13 protein-coding genes are annotated in these 18,509 nt (G+C 51.0%); 3 read left to right on the forward strand and 10 right to left on the reverse strand.

Features of this window, described 5'->3' with window-relative positions; genetic code table 11:
• Nucleotides 1-79: 79 nt before the first annotated feature.
• The 3 genes from ACTHPM_RS09760 to ACTHPM_RS09770 all read right to left on the reverse strand — a co-directional run bounded on the left by ACTHPM_RS09760 (nucleotide 80) and on the right by ACTHPM_RS09770 (nucleotide 4,235).
• Complete coding sequence (locus ACTHPM_RS09760) at nucleotides 80-1,195, reverse strand: aminopeptidase (RefSeq protein ID WP_440394976.1); 1,116 nt, start codon at nucleotides 1,193-1,195, stop codon at nucleotides 80-82.
• A gap of 115 nt (nucleotides 1,196-1,310) precedes the next feature.
• Nucleotides 1,311-2,132, reverse strand: coding sequence for a hypothetical protein (locus ACTHPM_RS09765; RefSeq protein ID WP_440394977.1), 822 nt, complete (start codon nucleotides 2,130-2,132; stop codon nucleotides 1,311-1,313).
• Nucleotides 2,133-2,246: 114 nt separating this feature from the next.
• The gene (locus ACTHPM_RS09770) at nucleotides 2,247-4,235 is read right to left on the reverse strand and encodes a diguanylate cyclase (RefSeq protein WP_440394978.1); all 1,989 of its coding nucleotides are present in this window, start codon (nucleotides 4,233-4,235) and stop codon (nucleotides 2,247-2,249) included.
• A 503-nt stretch (nucleotides 4,236-4,738) separates the two neighbouring features.
• Between ACTHPM_RS09770 and rpsD the strand changes: the two genes are divergently transcribed.
• Both rpsD and ACTHPM_RS09780 read left to right on the forward strand, forming a co-directional pair.
• On the forward strand, nucleotides 4,739-5,338 hold the full coding sequence (rpsD, locus tag ACTHPM_RS09775; RefSeq protein WP_440394979.1) for a 30S ribosomal protein S4: 600 nt from the start codon (nucleotides 4,739-4,741) through the stop codon (nucleotides 5,336-5,338).
• A gap of 271 nt (nucleotides 5,339-5,609) precedes the next feature.
• Nucleotides 5,610-8,729 carry a transglycosylase domain-containing protein gene (locus ACTHPM_RS09780; protein ID WP_440394980.1) on the forward strand — a complete coding sequence of 1,040 codons (3,120 nt, stop codon included), beginning with the start codon at nucleotides 5,610-5,612 and terminating at the stop codon, nucleotides 8,727-8,729.
• 159 nt (nucleotides 8,730-8,888) lie between these two features.
• Here ACTHPM_RS09780 and acsA read toward each other — a convergent pair whose 3' ends face one another.
• Nucleotides 8,889-10,613, reverse strand: coding sequence for an acetate--CoA ligase (gene acsA / locus ACTHPM_RS09785; protein ID WP_440394981.1), 1,725 nt, complete (start codon nucleotides 10,611-10,613; stop codon nucleotides 8,889-8,891).
• Between the two features lie 354 nt (nucleotides 10,614-10,967).
• Here acsA and ACTHPM_RS09790 point away from each other — a divergent pair, with 354 nt between their 5' ends.
• Nucleotides 10,968-11,600 (forward strand): GNAT family N-acetyltransferase, encoded by a 633-nt coding sequence (locus ACTHPM_RS09790; protein ID WP_440394982.1) that lies wholly within the window; start codon nucleotides 10,968-10,970, stop codon nucleotides 11,598-11,600.
• A 64-nt stretch (nucleotides 11,601-11,664) separates the two neighbouring features.
• On the opposite strand, the gene ACTHPM_RS09795 is transcribed toward ACTHPM_RS09790, so the two are convergent.
• From ACTHPM_RS09795 to ACTHPM_RS09820, 6 genes are all read right to left on the reverse strand, one after another.
• Nucleotides 11,665-12,366, reverse strand: coding sequence for a 5'-methylthioadenosine/adenosylhomocysteine nucleosidase (locus ACTHPM_RS09795; protein ID WP_440394983.1), 702 nt, complete (start codon nucleotides 12,364-12,366; stop codon nucleotides 11,665-11,667).
• 112 nt (nucleotides 12,367-12,478) lie between these two features.
• Complete coding sequence (ccpA, locus tag ACTHPM_RS09800) at nucleotides 12,479-13,489, reverse strand: catabolite control protein A (protein ID WP_440394984.1); 1,011 nt, start codon at nucleotides 13,487-13,489, stop codon at nucleotides 12,479-12,481.
• Nucleotides 13,490-13,582: 93 nt separating this feature from the next.
• A complete protein-coding gene (gene ytxJ, locus ACTHPM_RS09805; RefSeq protein WP_440394985.1) occupies nucleotides 13,583-13,927 on the reverse strand; it encodes a bacillithiol system redox-active protein YtxJ in 345 nt (114 codons plus the stop codon).
• Nucleotides 13,928-14,033: 106 nt separating this feature from the next.
• Nucleotides 14,034-14,474 (reverse strand): hypothetical protein, encoded by a 441-nt coding sequence (locus tag ACTHPM_RS09810; RefSeq protein ID WP_440394986.1) that lies wholly within the window; start codon nucleotides 14,472-14,474, stop codon nucleotides 14,034-14,036.
• A gap of 224 nt (nucleotides 14,475-14,698) precedes the next feature.
• Nucleotides 14,699-16,471, reverse strand: coding sequence for a phosphoenolpyruvate--protein phosphotransferase (gene ptsP, locus ACTHPM_RS09815; protein WP_440394987.1), 1,773 nt, complete (start codon nucleotides 16,469-16,471; stop codon nucleotides 14,699-14,701).
• Nucleotides 16,468-18,354: a glucose PTS transporter subunit IIA gene (locus ACTHPM_RS09820; protein ID WP_440394988.1), complete on the reverse strand. Its 1,887-nt coding sequence runs from the start codon at nucleotides 18,352-18,354 to the stop codon at nucleotides 16,468-16,470. Before ACTHPM_RS09820 ends, ptsP begins: the two co-directional genes overlap by 4 nt.
• Between the last annotated feature and the right edge of the window lie 155 nt (nucleotides 18,355-18,509).

Consider the following 18,509-nt stretch of genomic DNA (forward strand, 5'->3'; position numbering starts at 1 on the left):
GTATAATATCATTTTACCACTATCATGATACATTGAATCCGCTTACTGACGCAAGGGATTTCTAAGCCATTTTTGTAGATTACACCAATTGCTCGGGATTCAGGCCTTTGAGCTCATCGATCACGAAAATACCATCCTTGCGGATCAGCACGTCATCAAAGTAGATTTCGCCGCCGCCGTAGTCCGGACGCTGGATCAAAACGATATCCCAGTGAATGGACGAACGGTTGCCGTTGTCGCAATCCTCGTAAGCTTGCCCCGGAGTAAAGTGAATGCTTCCGGCAATTTTTTCATCAAACAAAATATCCTTCATCGGATGCAGGATGTACGGGTTGAAGCCAATGGCGAACTCGCCGATATAACGCGCGCCTTCGTCGGAATCCAGAATCTGGTTCAGGCGTTCGGTTTCATTGCTGGTCGCTTCCACAATTTTACCGTCTTTAAACGTAAGCTTGATGTTTTCAAAGGTGATGCCCTGATATACGGTGCTTGTATTGTAACTGATGGTACCGTTCACGGAATCGCGGACCGGCGCGCTGTATACCTCGCCGTCCGGAATGTTCTTCTCGCCTGCGCATTTCGTCGCGCCGATGCCTTTGATCGAGAAGCTGAGATCCGTTCCGGGTCCAACGATCCGGACTTTATCCGTTTTTCTCATCAATTCAGCCAGAGGATCCTGGGCCTTGTCCATTTTGGCATAGTCCAGGTTGCATACATCAAAATAGAAATCCTCGAATGCTTCAGTACTCTTGTTGGACAACTGAGCCATGCTCGCATTCGGATAACGGAGAACTACCCATTTCGTATGGTTGACGCGCTGCCCGCTGTGCACGGGATGGTTGTAAAGCGTATTGTACAGACGCATTTTGTCATCGGGAACGTCCGAGAGATCATTCACGTTTTCGCCTGCGCGGATGCCGATGTAGCAATCCATCTTTTTCATCCGTTCCAAATCAAGCTCGCCCCAGGTTTTGACCATGTCCTCCGTTGCATTCATGAGCATCGTACGCTGAACCGAACGGTCCGTCAGCTCGACGAACGGATGACCTCCGCGTTTATGTACCTCTTCAATGACCGCTTTCAGCAAATCGCGCTCCGGTCCGATCATTTCGACCAGTACGTTCTCGCCTGGCTGCACGTTTACGGAGTAGCCTACCAGATTCTCGGCAAGCTTCTGAATTCTTGGATCACGCATATGTCTATTTCCTCCTCAAACCCCGCACAAAACTTTTTTTGAACAAAGGTTAATTTAATCGATTTCTATTGTAGCACTTTCTCCCTCCCGCAGTCAGCCGAAAACCAATAATTCCTTACGGTGAAAAAGAGACATCGTTCACCAGGGTCTCCTGCTCCTCCTGCTTATGCAAATTCAGATAGCGGACCGAGCTCTCCGAAGAAAGACGGAGCGGAAACCCCGTTTTCTTATCAATCGTCAAGTAATAGACCATCCCGACTTCGGAATGCTCAAGCATTTGCTTCAGCTGGGCGTCCCCCTTGTTCCACACATCAGCCAGCTGGCGCCTCGTCTGGGCGGTTTGGCCATCGGCCTCTGCCTGCTGACGAATCCCAGCCATCTCTGCCTCCAGCTCCTCTGACAGCCATTGTCTGGCCACGGCAGGCTCGAGTTCGATCCGCAGCACCTTTGTTCCTCTGGCGGCTCCGGAAGCCTCTCTCATCTGTTTAGGGAGACGGCTGATCGCATCAAGCTGGCCCAAGGGATTAAAGCGGGCTAGGGAGGATTGCAGCGTGGCGCTACCTTTGCTGGATAAAGGCACCCACTGCCCATCCTGGCGGCGGAAGCCTGCCTCGGCAGCATGCACGTTCTTCAGACGGATGGATTGCGGTGTCTCCTCTCCGGCCGTCCCGGCGGGGAGCATGCTCCGAATCGTCAGCTTGTCATGCTCGGTCAGTGTTCCTTCATAGGCCAAGCTTTCCCTGAAGTTCTTTTGCGAACCTGTCCGAACCGCAGCCTTACCCGTGAATGAAAAAGAGTCTTTTCCGGCGAGACCGCCAAGCGTCTGCTTGAACCATTTCTCCGGATCTCTATCGTTTTGCAGCATCCCGCAGCCCGTCAGAGACAAGCTGACCCATAGCAGACCGGCGATGCCGAGGCTTCGTTTCCATGTGTTCATCGGTCATACCTCTTCCAGAAAACTTTTTGCCTTAGGCTTGCCTTTGCTCTTAGCAATTATGCAGGGCTGCCCATAAAAAAGAGAGCGCCTGCATCCAAGGTGCAGGGCGCCCTCTTATTCATTCCTGTCTTCCATTTGGATCTGATTGCGTCCGCTGTTTTTCGCACGGTACAAAGCCATGTCCGCCCGGTAGAAAAGACTGTCCACGCTAATCTTGTCATCGGTGATGCACCATTCGGCAATCCCGCTAGATACGGTCACGCCAGGATCGGTCTCCTGTGCTACCCGCGTCCGGATGACCTCGGCCACCTTGATCGCCTGATGAACGCCCATCTGCGGCAAGTAGACGGCCAGCTCCTCGCCGCCCCAACGCGCCGGAACATCCTCGGGCCTGATCGAGGTTTTCACGATTTCGCTGACCTGCTTTAATATCTTGTCGCCCTTTTGGTGGCCATAGGTATCGTTGACCTGCTTGAACTGGTCGATATCCACGACGATCAATGAACCGCAGAAATCATTCGATTGGTACCCCTGGATCGCCTCATCCAAATAATGGCGGGCATACATGTCCGTCAGCATGTCCCTGTTCGCCATCCGCCGCAATTCCGCATGCAGCAGCGCGTTGCTCACCGACAGGCCGATATGGCTGGATAACGTTTGCAAGAGCCGGTAGTTGTCATAGGAAAAGAAATGAGGGCTGCGGTGCGTGAGCAGAATCGCCCCGATGACCTTGCCGTTTACCGACAACGGCGTTGCAATCAACGATTGGGAGCCTGTTACCTCCATCAGTTTGGAGGATACCTTTGTATTCAAGTGATAATCCGATAGAATGACCGGCTCCCTTTTTTCAAATACGAGCCCGCCGAATCCGTAATCCCTGCTGAAAATGTCTTTGGCTAACGAAGGCACATTGCAGGATACGACCTCAAGCATATTGCGTTCTTCGTTAAACTGCAGAAAACAGCAGTAATCCGCGTTAAAGATGTTCAGCAGTTCCTCGTTGGCAAACTGGTAAATATCCTCCAGCTGCAAACTTTGATTCAGCCGCTGCGTCAGTTCATTGATCAGCCTCAGCTCATGAATGAGCAGGTTGGACTGCTCGTACAGCTTCGCATTTTCAAAAGCATTGCCGGCGGTGTCAATAACCATCGTAATCAGCTGCAGGTCCAGATCTTCCTTCAGATCCCGCGTCATTTTCAGATGGAACACGCCGTAAATACCCTGCTTGCCTCCAAGCGGAATGCTGATTTCGATCAGATCTTCTTCCCCGGGCTCCTTGCAATCCTGAATCATGAGCCTGCCGTCCATGAAGGCGCGCACGCAAATATCCTCTCCCCAAGGGTGGAACACAAGGGGTTTGACCTTCGGATTGGTATGCTGGTGATCCTGAGACATCAGAAGGCTCAGCTGAATTGATGGATATAGAACCGCAATGCTGTCGAGAACCTCTGTAAGGACTGTATCGACGTCAATCTGGTCATGCATACGCTGCATAATTTGGAAAAGCATGGACCGTCTGCTTGCTTCGCGTTCCGCATTCTTTTGTATTTTCATAACATCGGAAACAAATATGTATTCATATCGTCTAAAAAAACATGAATGATAATGCAATGCAGTCGCTTCAACGGCATCCAGTCCGGAGTCGTCCGAAATTCGTCTCGGAAGTATGCAAGCGAGGACGGAGATCAGGAGCTGGCCGCTACGGGACAGAATCGGAACTACGCAAAGCACTTGTCCATTATATAGGGAAGAATCCGCGTCCTCGATCACATCGTAAACGAGTTCATGGGATAGCAAGCTATGCTGCAGAAGACCCGCATGCGGACCCTCAAGAAGGGAATACACCGCAGCTTCGCCCGCTGTATAGTTCCCTTCATGATCAATGACCGTCCACAAGGAATGCTTCGAAAGAGGCAGTGAACCCGTTTCTTTCCGCCAGTCTTCAAAGGATTGCTGAAGGACCTCACGGACATAAGGAAGGTCATACAGGGAAATGTCCATCTCCTTCAGCCATAAATCGGAAGAAAAACCAGGAGACGCCACTTCGATATTTGTCTGAAATAGACTTTGATGTCTGGAAAAATCCTGTTGATGTTCTGACATTAGCAGGCGCTCCTTTACACCGTGTTAAAGGGGGTCTTGCACGGCATCGTTCGATTCGAAAAAATATAGGCATCCGATCACCGCAAGCAGACTTTAGACTCATACGTCCGACACCTATTTGCGCGTTCGAAAATGTATTGTATCACTCGTGTTTTTATAACCTTATTCTACTCTCTTCAAACTGATTTTGCATCAATATTTCAGATATTTGCCCTACTTTTTTGGGTCCAAAGCCCTATCGACAAAATTAGACGTTTCTCGATATTTATCAGGACTTGACTTATGTATTGCCTTTCGTATAAAATCTATTGTTGAACAAGACTGTTAATCAGTCTGAAATTTGGGCGTAACGTTGTGTCACCCTCACGTGGTTTGTTACTGATCGAACAGCGGCTGAACTCTTCAATCAGGTGCCATTGCCGATAAGGCTAGCACAATCAACATACCCGGCGCAAATAGAGCCCTACTTCACATTATTTGAAAATAAAGGAGTCTACTATAACATGGCACGTTACACTGGTCCTAAATTTAAATTGAGCCGCCGTCTGGGCATCTCCCTGAGCGGTACTGGCAAAGAATTGAAACGCCCTTTTCCTCCTGGACAACATGGTCCTAACCAACGGAGAAAAGTAAGCAACTACGGTATGCAGCTCGCTGAAAAGCAAAAACTGCGTCATATGTACGGTTTGGGTGAGAAGCAGTTCAGCACCCTGTTCCACAGAGCACAAAAAATGCAAGGTATCGCTGGTGAGAACTTCATGTTCCTGCTTGAGAGCCGCCTGGACAACCTCGTTTACCGTCTTGGCTTCTCCAACTCCCGTGCAGGCGCACGTCAGTTGGTATCCCATGGCCATATCACTGTAAACGGCAAAAAGGTTGACGTTGCTTCCTACATGGTAAACACCGGGGACGTAATCGGCCTTCGTGAAAGAAGCCGCGGTCTTTCTTCCATTAAAGAAGCTTTGGAAAACCGCAGCCATCTTCCAGGCTACCTGGAGTACAATGAAGCAGCTTTGGAAGGTAAATTCATCCGTTTGCCTGAGCGTGCTGAGCTTTCCCAAGATATCGACGAGAAACAAATCGTCGAATTCTACAACCGTTAATCGTTGCTTTGAACAAAAGCCCGGAGCCTTTGGTTCCGGGCTTTTTGCTGCCCTGGAATGCAGCAGATGACCAAAAAGTGACCCCCTCCCTCTCCTTTAAACCAGACGGCGTCGTTTAACACGCTTGAACCGAGATGAAATTTGGCATTATTTATAACATAAGCGCTGAAAATATGTCATTTATTCTAAAAAAAAGCCCTCATTCGATCCCTGCATTCAAACGCCGCAAATTATGCTATAATAGTTCCGTTAAAAGGAGGAACGCACGCGAATGGTTGATAATAACAATAAAAAACCCGATAAACAGCCTGTTCCGAGACGTCAACGATCTCTTGCCCGGATCACAGGCCTCGTGATTCTCTGGCTGTTTGTCGTTGGTCTAATGGGAGCCCTGTTTGCTGGCGGCGCCGCCCTGGGCTACGTCACTTCCATCGTGAAAGACGATCCAGTCCGCTCAAGAGCTCTGATTGACCAAAAGATGAGTGAAAACTCCATTACAAGCTTTGCGTATTTCCGTGACCAGACGACGCCAATCGGCCAGATTCGCACAGACGAAGACAGACGTCCCGTGGAATACAAACAGATTCCAACGACAGTCATCAATGCAGTTGTTTCCATAGAAGATAACAACTTTTTCAATCATAACGGCGTAGACATGAAGGGCACCCTCCGTGCCGTGAAGCAGAAGCTGCTCAAGGAATCCGTGCAAACCGGCGGCAGTACCTTAACCCAGCAGTTGGCCAGACGTGTCTTCCTCAGCCTAGACAAAACCGACGACCGCAAGATCAAAGAGATCCTGCTTTCGCTGCGGCTCGAACGGTTTATGACCAAAGAGGAGATTCTGAGCGCCTACCTGAATAAGGTCCCATTCGGCAAAGGCTCGAGCGGGTACAACTTATACGGAATTAAAGCGGCGGCAAAAGGCATTTTTAATGTAAACGATTTGAGCAAGCTGAACATTGCCCAAGCGGCTTACCTTGCCGGACTCCCTCAGCTTCCAACCAAATATTCGGCTTACAACTCCAAAGGCGAATTCAATCCTGACGCTTTCAAGCGTGCCTTGGACCGCCAGCACCTCGTGCTCCGTCGGATGTTGGAAGAGAATAAAATTACGGATGCACAATACAAGGAAGCCATGGCCTTCGACATCCGCAAGGCGCTGGCGCCGCGTATGGATAAGGCGTATGCCACATACCCCTACCTGATGATGGAGACGGAGCGTCAAGCCTCAGAGATACTCATGCAGCTGAATCTGAAGCAAGCAGGCGCAAACCCAAAAGGGCAAGGCGAAGATACAAGCGACCTCCTAGAGGCTGCGAATCTGCAGCTGAAGACCGGCGGCTACCGTGTGTACACCACCATCGATAAGCGCGTGTACAATTCGATGCACAAGATCGGTGAAAACAAAAATAACTTTGGTCCTGACAGCAAAACGAAAGGACCCGAGCAAACGGCCGCCATGATGATCGACAACAAGACAGGCGCAATTCTCGGCATGCTGGAAGGAAGAGACTTCAACAAAGAGCAGATGAACTATGCCACGCAGATGGTCCGTCAGCCGGGCTCCACAATGAAGCCGATTGCGGCTTACCTGCCCGCGATCGAATCCGGCGCGATTCAGCCTGCAAGCATTTTGGACGATGCTCCGATTATATTGAAGGACTACCAAAAAGGCTTCCATATCCCGAAAAACTCCACTTCAGGATACAGCGGCTTGATGTCGGCAAGGACGGCTCTCAACAAATCGGTCAATACGGTTGCGCTGAAGCTGTTCAACAATGTTGTCGGCATTGATAACGCCTGGGCCTTCTCCAAGAAGGTTGGCATCAATACGATTCAAAAAGAAGACTATTCGGCTTCCACCGGCGTTCTGGGCGGCCTGAAATACGGCGTTACCGTCGAGGACTTGACCAACGCCTACAGTTCCATCGCCAACCAGGGAACGTTTAACGATGCCTACATGATCGAGAAAATCGTCGATTCGAACGGAAGCATCGTTTACCAGCATGAAGCCAAACCGGTTCAGGCGTTCTCCAAGCAAACCGCCTATCTCATGACGGATATGCTTCGGACGGTCATCACAGAAGGCACGGCCAGTACGGTCCGCGACACTTACAAGCATTTCAAGACGATTCCAGTCGTCGGGAAAACCGGCTCCACCCAGAACTACGCGGACGTCTGGTTTATGGGATATTCCCCTGACGTTACGCTCGGTGTATGGGTCGGTTACAAGGAGCCTGTGAACACCCTGACCAGCAAGTCTGCCAAGAGGCGCGCTCAATCGATATGGGCCCTTATCATGAATGAGGTCGCGGACAAAGAACCTGACATGTTCAAAACGGCCAAGTTCGAAAAACCGGAGGGCATCGTCTCCAAAACGGTGTCCGCATATAGCGGCAAGCTTCCGACATCGCTCACGGATAAATTCGTAACGGATCTCTTTAACATCAAATATGTTCCTAAAACCAGCGATGACGGAATTGCGAAAGCCAAATACATCACTTACAACGGAGTCAATTATATTCCAAGAGACGGAACGCCTGACGATATGCTGAAGGAGAAAGTCGTCATCAAGCGTGAAAAGCCTATTCAGGATCTCATCAAAGAGCTTGAAGCTGCTTTTGCCAAAATGCGCGGCGGCCATGAATCACTGTCCTTCTACATTCCGCGCGACGCAGGCGAGGATATGCCGACCGAGATCGATCCTCGCGTCGACGACGGCAGCGCGCCTTCCGCCCCAGCCAACGTCAGCATGTCTCTGAACGGCAGCAAGGCGAACATTAGCTTCAGTCCATCCGGCCAGGCTGATGTCGTCGGTTACCGCTTGTACCGCTCGCAAAATGGCGGAGCCTTCCAGAACACTGGAAAAGTAGTCATGGCAGGCGCCTCTTACTCGTTCAGCAATACGGCTGACGCAGGTTCAAGCTTCTATATCACAGCCGTAGATGTCGCAGGTAAGGAATCCGCGCCAAGCGCGGCTGTAAACGGTATGAACGGCGGTATGATCAACGTGCCCGGAGATATCACCAATCCTTCTAATCCGGACGGCGCGAACGATCCAGGAACCGAAGTTCCCGGGACCCCGGATCCAACCGATCCGGGCCAAGAGCCGGTATCTGCACCGTCTTCTCCTACGGCGCTGCAAATAGCGCCAATGGACAACGGCATCATGTTCCAATGGAACCCGGCACGTCCGGAGGAGAAGGTAACGGAATATGCGGTTTCTTACAGCGAAAAACCGGGAGGCCCATACAACGTCATCGGCTCCAGCCATGAAGCGGGCTTCCAGTTCATCACTACAACCCCGATTAAGGGTTACTTCCGGGTCACAGCCGTGAATGCTATCGGCCCGTCCCAACCATCGGCAGCCTCTTATTTCGAGAAAAAATAATACGAAGACCTGAGACCATCCTGCATCGGCTTGCAGGGTGGTCTCTTTTTGCGAGCGAGCATCTGCTATTCCTGCTGCAAGATAAACAAAAACACAAAAAAGGAAGCACCGGACGTATTCTTCCGGTGCTTCCTTTATCAACTCCAAAGCTATCATATATTAATCTTCGATGGTAGAGAGATCACCCGTTGGCAGGTTTAATTCCCAAGCCTTGAGCACCCGGCGCATGATTTTACCGGATCTTGTCTTCGGCAGCTTGTCGCGGAATTCAATTTCACGCGGTGCCGCATGGGCAGATAAGCCCTCTTTTACGAATTTATAAATTTCATTCTTCAGTTCTTCGGACTCCTCGAAGCCTTCACGTAAAGCAATAAACGCTTTGATGATCTCCCCTCGGGTCGCATCCGGCTTGCCGATTACGCCAGCCTCTGCTACCGCCGGATGCTCGACCAGCTTGCTCTCCACCTCAAAAGGTCCGATTCGTTCGCCGGAAGAGTTGATCACGTCATCGATGCGGCCCTGGAACCAGAAGTAGCCTTCTTCATCCATGTAAGCCGAGTCGCCGGAGATATACCAGCCTGGTATCCGGAAGTATTCCTGATACTTCGTAGGGTTCTTCCAGATTTGATTCATCATGGACGGCCATGGGGTCTTAATGGCAAGATTACCCATTGTGTAAGGAGGCACTTCATTGCCGTTATCATCCAGGATCGCTGCCTGTACGCCCGGAATCGGTCGTCCCATCGAACCTGGCTTAATGGCCATGGAAGGATAGTTGCAAATCAGATGTCCGCCCGTTTCCGTCATCCACCATGTGTCATGGATGCGCTGGCCGTAAACCTTTTGTCCCCAACGAACCACTTCGGGGTTGAGCGGCTCACCTACGGAGAGGACGTGACGCAGACTGCTCAGATCAAACTGCGATATCACGTCCGCCCCCGCGCCCATCAGCATACGAAATGCTGTCGGTGCGCTGTACCAAACCGTTACCTTGTATTTAGCGATCGTGCCGTACCAGTCCTGTGGACTGAATCGGCCCCCGCGAATCACATTGGTCACACCGTTCAGCCAAGGTGCGAAAATACCATAGGATGTACCGGTTACCCAGCCTGGGTCGGCTGTGCACCAGTAAATGTCGTTCTCCTGCAAATCAAGCACCATTTTGCCTGTGTAATAATGTTGAATCATGGCATTCTGGACGTGGAATACGCCCTTCGGTTTGCCCGTCGATCCAGAAGTATAATGTATAATTAATCCGTCATTGCGATCCAACCATTCGATTTCAAGCTCCGAGGAGGCACCTTGCATCGCCTTCGCGAAGTCGGTAACCTGCTCGTCTTCCTCCACGTTATCGCCTACGACGATGATGTGCTTCAGCTCAGGCAGTTCGTCCCGCTTCACACGTCCCAAGAGCTGGCTTGTCGTGACGAGCGCAACCGCGCCGCTGTCCTCCAAGCGGTCTTTGACAGCGGTTTCCATGAACGCTTCGAAAAGCGGTCCTACTACGGCCCCCACCTTCAAAATCCCCATGAGAGAGAAGTATAGCTCCGGACTGCGCGGCATGAAGATAAAAACCCGGTCCCCTTTGCCGATGCCCCGTTCACGAAGGATGTTCGCGAATTTATCCGACTGTTCCTTCAGGTCGGCGAAAGTGTAGCTTTCATCGCGCGAAGCGTCGCTGTAGAGCAAAGCTATTTTGTCCCCACGGCCTTCTTCGACATGACGGTCGATGGCCTCGTAGGCCATATTGACTTTCCCCGTCTTATGCCAGCTGAAGTGCTTCTCTACCTCTTCCCATTGAAACTGCGAGCGGGCTTCTTCATAATCGCCCAAGTTGGACGCATTCGCAACGCTAGGTAAAATTTCATTTTGATTTTGATCCATACTTTCATCCTCCCTCTGTTTTCCCCCATTGATAGGGCAGCGCTTACAATCTTGTATGAGTTCATGCCATAATGACAACATACACACACGAAATCAGTCTTCCAATCCGATGATTGCTATATAAATCAAACCGTTTCCAATCAAGAAAGATTGGCAATGTAATCTTCGGTTCAATTTATTTAGGTAAGCGTAAAACATAAGTACAGCAGGTCTGGCAGATGGTTAAAAAGATCAAAAGTTGTGGCTATTTTATGTCAGAAATCATTATAGCATAGGATGAAAGTTCCTGCCATCGCTTTTCATTTATTTGTTTTTTTGCTATAAGTAGGATTAGAAGCAGAAAGGAGCGTCCAGATGGAACACCTTAAACTGTACCATGTACAAACCATACCTCTTGAAGAGCGCTGCCTGGTCGTTGAAGGCCCCGTCCCTCCAGGAAGGCTGGCCGAGCTGATCATGCATCCCGACCTTGATGCTTTCCGCCGCCCGGCAGAGCAGCATAAGGCGCTTGTGGAGATTGCAGGCCTGGAGGAAGGCCGAATCATCATTACCCGTGAAGAAAACACCATCGTCGGATATGTAACCTTTCATTACCCGGACGAGCAGGAACGCTGGTCTCAAGGCAATATGGAGGATCTGATCGAGCTTGGAGCGATCGAAGTCGCGAATGACTACCGCTCGCTCGGACTGGGTCAAAAAATGATCAAAACCGCCTTCGAGGATGGTCAGATGGAACAATATATCGTGTTCACCACAGAGTATTATTGGCACTGGGACTTAAAGACCAGTGGTCTTAACGTGTGGGATTACCGCAAAATGATGGAACGGCTCATGAAAGTCGTCGACATGGTCTGGTACGCAACCGACGATCCGGAAATATGCTCGCATCCGGCCAACTGTCTGATGGTGAGAATCGGCCGCGACGTGCCGATTTCGTCCAAGGAGCAGTTCGACCGAATTCGTTTTCAGCAGCGATTTATGTATTAGTTTCCTATCCATTTATCATAAAAACAACTCCGGAAAACCGGAGTTGTTTTGCTGTTGTATGCAGTTACATATGCGCAATCATGTAATCCAGAATCGCATGAGAGCGGCGTGAAGAGGCAACGGTGAACTCCGCGAAATTGGCATGCGCCGAGCCGTCCGCTTTATCCGACATGGATCGGATCACGACAAATGGAAGCCGGTTCATATAACACACCTGGGCGACGGATGCCCCTTCCATCTCGACGCATGCCCCCTGCATATGCTCATGGAACCAGGCCACTTGATCCACATTTGCAATGAACTGGTCCCCGGACAGCACGCGTCCGACTCTGCAGTTGACCTCGCCCAATTCGGCGCAGGCTTGTTCCGCTAGCGCAACAAGCGCAGGGTCTGCCGGAAATGCCGAGACCTCTTGGTACGGGATCACCCCACGTTCATATCCCAGGGCGGTCACATCCATGTCATGCTGGAGACATTCAGAAGAAATCACGATGTCGCCGATGTCCAGCTGCGTGTGTACCGCCCCCGCAACGCCCGTGAACAGCACTTGGGATACGCCGAAGGTATCGATGAGAATTTGCGTCGTCACGGCTGCATTGACCTTGCCCACGCCTGATTTGCATACGACAATGTCCCTATCATGATAGGTGCCCTTATAGTACCGAATTCCGGCCTTGTCCACCGTTTCCGCGTTCCGCATTCCGGCCAGCAGCAGCTCCACTTCCTCGTCCATTGCTCCGATGATTCCAATCGTCGTTTGCGGCATCTTTCATTCTCCCTTTATAAGATGTATTCAAGCAGACATGTGAAAAAAAGCTCCCGTAAGGAGCTTTTCTTCAGCGTACTTGAACCTTTTTTATCATGTATCCTGAAGCGAACTACTCGTTCACATGGTTTACGGACAAGCGCAAAATCGTTTCATGCGGCAAAATCACCCGAGGGTTTTCCACATTTTCCTTTTTCATCAGCTTGGTCAGCAAGCGCATCGCAACCGCACCCAAATCGTACATCGGCTGAGCCACGGTGGTCAGCTGCGGACGTACCATGGATGCCATGCGGGTATTGTCAACGCTGATCACGGAGAAATCGTCAGGCACCTTGAGTCCCTCGTCTTGAATGCTGTGAATGGCGCCAATAGCCATTTCGTCCGTAGCTGCGAAGACAGCCGTAGGCTTCTTCTTCAGACCGAGGAAATACTTCATGGCCTCTACGCCGGATTCGTAGCGGTAGTTGCCGATGCGCACCAGATCCTCTTGATACTCGATGCCCGCGTTTTCCAACGCCTTCTTATATCCCTGAAAACGCGAATACCCGTTGGCAGGGTCTTGAAGCGTGCCGCTGATCATGGCAATCTCGCGATGTCCATGGCGAATCAGCGTGTTAACGGCATCGTATGCCGCGGCTTCATGATCGATATCGACGGACGGATAGTTTCCGTTCTCGTCCCGCGTCGCGCACAGCACGATAGGAACGGCCGAAGTCTGGAATGCCTGGATATGTTCCTCCGTAACGGTTCCGCCCATGAAGAGCAGCCCGTCCACCTGCTTTTCGAGCAAGGTGTTAATAACACGGATTTCCTTTTCCTTCTTCTTGTCAGCATTACACAAAATAATATTATAGTGGTACATGTTGGCGATATCTTCAATGCCCCGAGCGATTTCAGCAAAAATAGAATTCGAGATATCGGGAATGACAACCCCGACCGTTGTCGTCTTCTTGCTGGCAAGACCTCTTGCCACCGCATTCGGACGATATCCCAAACGTTCTATTGCTTCATATACTTTCTTCCGGGTCTGAGGCTTCACGTTGGGATTGTTGTTGACAACCCGCGATACCGTCGCCATCGATACGCCTGCTTCACGCGCCACATCGTAAATGGTTACCGTCAAATTCCTTCTCTCCATTGCCAATAAATTTTCATTCGTCAACCCATTAAAATAATGATACGACAATTTGTCGCATTCTGCAATGATAACGCTTTACTAGCCTTCCAAGTGCTGTTTCAGAGCATCCGCAGTAATATGGGAATGAGATGTATGCCAGACAGGCGCTTGATCCTTGACCAAAATCACCTGAGGGGATTCATGCTGAACACCAAGAATGTCCGCCGCCTCTAGCGAAACCGGACGATCCTCTACGACATGGATTAAACCGTATTCCACGGCTTCGTTTGGCTCATTTTGTAAATATGTCATTACCTGCTGATAGGCCCCTGCGCTGATCGGACAGCGCGTGCTGTGTTTAAAAAGAAGCAGAGGTTTATCTTTTGAGGCTTCCAAAGCTGTCTGAAGCTGGTCGCTAGTAGTCAGTTTGGTCATCGTCGCCATTTGATATACATCCCCTTTTTTCGATTAAATTCCTTACTCTATCGTATCAAAAAGCTCGTGAAAAATCCAACTTGCCATGAAAATTATTCAGAAAACCTGCAATTTTTCATGCATCTGCATAAATTACATTCATTTCCGGCAGCATGACGGACAGCTGGGAGAGCCGGAGTCGAAGCTCCGCAACCCAGGCTTCATCCTGCATCATCTCTGCCGTTTTATAAACATCCAAAAGCAAATTGATACGTTCCTGAATCTCGTATTCCAACGTCTGCTTCAGATTCTCTTCAGAAACACCTTCATCCAGCACCTCGTATAGCAGCTTGGCGAGCTCATGATAGTCCGTAAGAGAAAAACTGATATTCGAAGGTTCCGGACCGAGAAGTTCCACACATTTTTTCAAATCGGTCCTCATCGTTGGAATGAGTTCATAAGATAAACAGCGGTCACAGACAAGCACGGGCACATGACGGATCGTGACGCTCCGTGTATACATCACCGTACGAAGCTCAAGCTTCATTTTTTGCTCGCAGTTACATTGGATTGACATGTTACCACCCCGGAATTATTCTATCGACAACATACATAGCGCGATATTTCGGCTGCTGATGGTATTCGCTTTCATATCCCTTGAATCCTTCCTATCCGGCCTGCTGTTTTATTTACCAAAATGCCCATCTCTTTCATGACTCTGTTATTGTCCAGCCAGACACCAAAAAAAAGCCCTGAGCATCCGGTAGAATGCTCAGGGCTTTGTCGCCACAGCCAATCGATTTACGAAACGTGACTGTCTTTCCCGTTTTCCTGGCTTGACTGCTGCTCCGTGCGGCTCGATTCGTTAAAATCCGTCAGCAGCTTTTCGATTTCCGTGCTGGTGGCTAGCTTGTAGCACCGCTGAGCCGTGCTGCGCGCATCCTCCGCCGTCGTGTTCAGTATCCGGTGCTTTACGCGCAGCAGCGACTGGATAGACATGCTCAAATCATGAACGCCAAGCTCAAGCCACAGCGGTATGGACCGTTCATCCCCGGCCATTTCGCCGCATACGCTGACCGGAATTCCTGCTTTGCCTGCGGCCTCGACAATGGTACGGAGCATCCGCAGGATAGCAGGATGATACGGATGATACATGTGGGCAATCTGCTCGTTCATCCGGTCGACGGCCAGCACGTACTGCACCAGGTCATTGGTTCCAATGCTGAAGAAGTCGCTCTCTTCCGCCAGCAGGTCGGCAATGATCACGGCTGCCGGAATCTCAATCATAACTCCGACTTGAATGTCGGCGTCATAAGCGATGCCCCGTGCGTCCAGATCATCCATGGCCCGGCGGAGAATCTGATTGGCTTGTCTTACTTCATCCACGGAAGAGATCATCGGGTACATGATTTTGACTTTACCGTAGGCGCTTGCGCGCAAAATTGCCGTAAGCTGGGTCTGGAACAGCTCCTGCCGCTCCAGGCTGATTCGGATCGCGCGGAATCCCAGGAATGGATTGTCTTCCTGCGGAAGCGGGAAATAATCCAGCTGCTTATCTCCACCAATGTCCAGCGTGCGAATCACGGTTGAACGGCCTTCCATGTTCTGGACGACCTGGCGGTACACATCAAACTGCTCGTCTTCGCTCGGAAAAGCGGCTCGGTCCATGTATAGAAATTCCGTGCGGAACAGCCCAACTCCAAGCGCCCCGTATTTCATAGCCAGTTCCAATTCCTTGACTGAGCTGATGTTGGCCGAAAGTCGCATATGGATGCCGTCCTTTGTCACGGATTCGACCGACGATAACAGCTCCAGCTGCTCCTTCTTGACTTGCTGCTCCGTGCGCAAGCACTCGAATTGCTCCACAATCCGCTTTTCCGGATTGACGAACATATGCCCCGATTCTCCATCCAGGACGATCAGGTCTCCCGTCTGGATCGGCGTGGCCAATTTGCCTTCGATTCCTGCGACGAGCGGAATGCCAAGCGCGCGGGCCATAATGGAAGAATGGGAGGTTTTGCCGCCCAGCATCGTCACTACCCCCAGAACATGGGAGGGATTCAAATGAGCCAGCTGGGAAGGCGACAGCTCCTTCACGACGAGCACGTAAGGCTGCGTATCCGAAGGCAGCGTGATTTCAGGAGCTCCGAGCAGATGCTTGAGCAGGCGGTTCCCGACATCCTTGATGTCCATGGCGCGCTCCTTCATGTACTCGTCGTCGAGCAGGTCGAACATGGTGACAAAATGGTCGATCGCTTCTTTTACCGCCACTTCAGCCGCTTTATATTGACGCTCGATGACGCCCTGAATCTCGTTCATGAATACAGGATCGTCCAGAATGGCGAGATGGGCGTCAAAAATGCTGGACTCCTCTTCCCCGACCATGTCCCGGAATTCGTTTTTGATATATTCGATTTCATTTTTGGAGGTGCGTATCCCTTCATACAGCCGTTCAAACTCATTGGCCAGATCGACTGCGTCTATACTGGTCTCAGGGAGGTCCCATTCCCAGTTCGGCAGAACGAACGCTTTTCCAATTGCGATGCCGGCAGATGCCCCGATGCCTTGTATCATGATTCCAAACCTCCAACATTTCTGTCGTGTAATACTACGGACATGACGGATGTCTGTCCCTTCTTAACTGCTTTGAACGGAGCAAAGCTCCAGGATTTGACGCGATCTGGATTCGTGATGACCATTGGTGTCGCAACCGAGGTGGCATGTTCACGAATAAATGCAAGATCGAATTTGACAAGCAGTTGACCCGGCTCAACCGAATCGCCTTCCGAGACGACAGCTGAGAAATGTCCTCCCTTGAGCTGGGAGGTGTCGATACCAATATGAAGCAGCACTTCAAGGCCTTCCGGTGTGGAAATGCCGATCGCGTGCATGGTTGGATAAATATGCATGACGGTTCCGAATACGGGCGAGACCAGCTCTCCCCGTTCCGGCATGAAGGCTACCCCGTCGCCGACCAGCTTGGCGGCGAAGATTTGATCCGGCACTTCCTCGATCGGAAGCATCCGGCCCTGTACCGGAGCACTGAACAGCACCTGTGGAAGGTCCCGCTGCATCAGTTTGTTGACTTCCTCGCGGATCAGCTCCGAATATGTACCGAACACGACCTGTACGTTGCCGCCGCCCAATTTGATCAGCCCAGCGGAACCGAGGAGCTTCAAGGCATTACCGTCTACGAGCCTATCGTTCTTTACCGTCAGCCTCAGCCTGGTAATACAGGATTCCACCTGGACGATGTTCTCCTTGCCGCCCAGCGCTTCCAGAATAAGCGGAGCCTGATACGGTATGCTGCCTGCCCAATCCTCGAGGTTGGATCCTTCCTCACGCCCCGGCGTCGGAATCCGGAATCTGCGAATCGCCCACCTGAACAGGAAATAGTATCCCAGACCATAACCGAGCCCGATCGGGATCAGAAGCCAGGCGTGATGGGAAAGATGCAGGTTCAAGAAAAAGTCGATGGCTCCCGCCGAGTAGGAGAAGCCGTGATGAATGTCCAGGTTGTACGTCAGCCACATGGCTGCACCGGATAATACCGCATGCAGGATGAACAGATAAGGAGCCACAAACAGAAAAGCGAACTCGATCTGCTCGGACACTCCTGTTAAAAAGCATACGAGCGCCGCCGTCAAAAAAGTCTTCTTAATCTTCGGTTTCAGGTCCTCGCGAGCCTCCTGAATAATAGCTAAGGCAATCGCCGGCAGCGCGAACATCATAATCGGAAAAAGACCTGCCATATAAATCCCTGCCGCAGGATCTCCCGCGAAGAAGCGTGGCAGATCCCCCTGCACGATATTTCCCGAGGGCGTCTGGTAAGAACCCACCTGAAACCAGAAAATGTTGTTCAGCAGATGATGCAGACCGAATGCGGTCAGAATCCGATACAAAATACCGTACAAAAATAATCCGAAACCGCCGAGATGGCTCATCATCAGCGTGAGTTCATCCAATCCCTTCTGCAAATACGGGGTGATGAACAGCATGAGCCAGGAAAACACTGCCGAAAACAGTCCCATGAGCAGCAGGACGAACCTGGAGCCGCCAAAAAACTGCACAGCCTCCGGCAGCTTGATATGTTTGAATCGGTTATAGGCTACGCCCGATAAAATACCAAAAATAATACCGATCAGCGTCGTAGGCTGAATATTCCCGCTCCCCATATGCCTTGTAATCTGATCGTAAATAAACATGCCGGCCAGTGCCGCAAGCCCTGCCGGCCCCGCCTGGTTGGCAAGCCCCCAGGCAACGCCAACAGCGAATAAATAGGGAAGGAAGTAAAAGATGCCCTGTCCTGCCCATGTGCTGACCTCAGCGACGTGGGGGAGGCCCCAGGCGGCCCAGGGAAGACTGCCGACGCTCAGCAGTATGGCGGCCGAAGGAAGCACCATGGTGGGCAGTATGACCGCTCTTCCGAGCTGCTGCAGAGATCCGAGCCAATTCAAGAAAGGCACTCTCCTTTCAAAAAACACATCAGAATTTGCAAAATTCACGCTCGCCGATTCCTGCAAAATCCGCACATAATTCAAATGGTAAGCTTTCATCAAGGTTTTGTCAAAAAGAAAAAGCACCCCTGTCCGGAAAACCACCCGGGGGTGCC

The sequence above is a fragment of the Paenibacillus sp. SAFN-054 genome, assembly GCF_051966755.1.
GTDB lineage: Bacteria > Bacillota > Bacilli > Paenibacillales > Paenibacillaceae > Paenibacillus_AQ.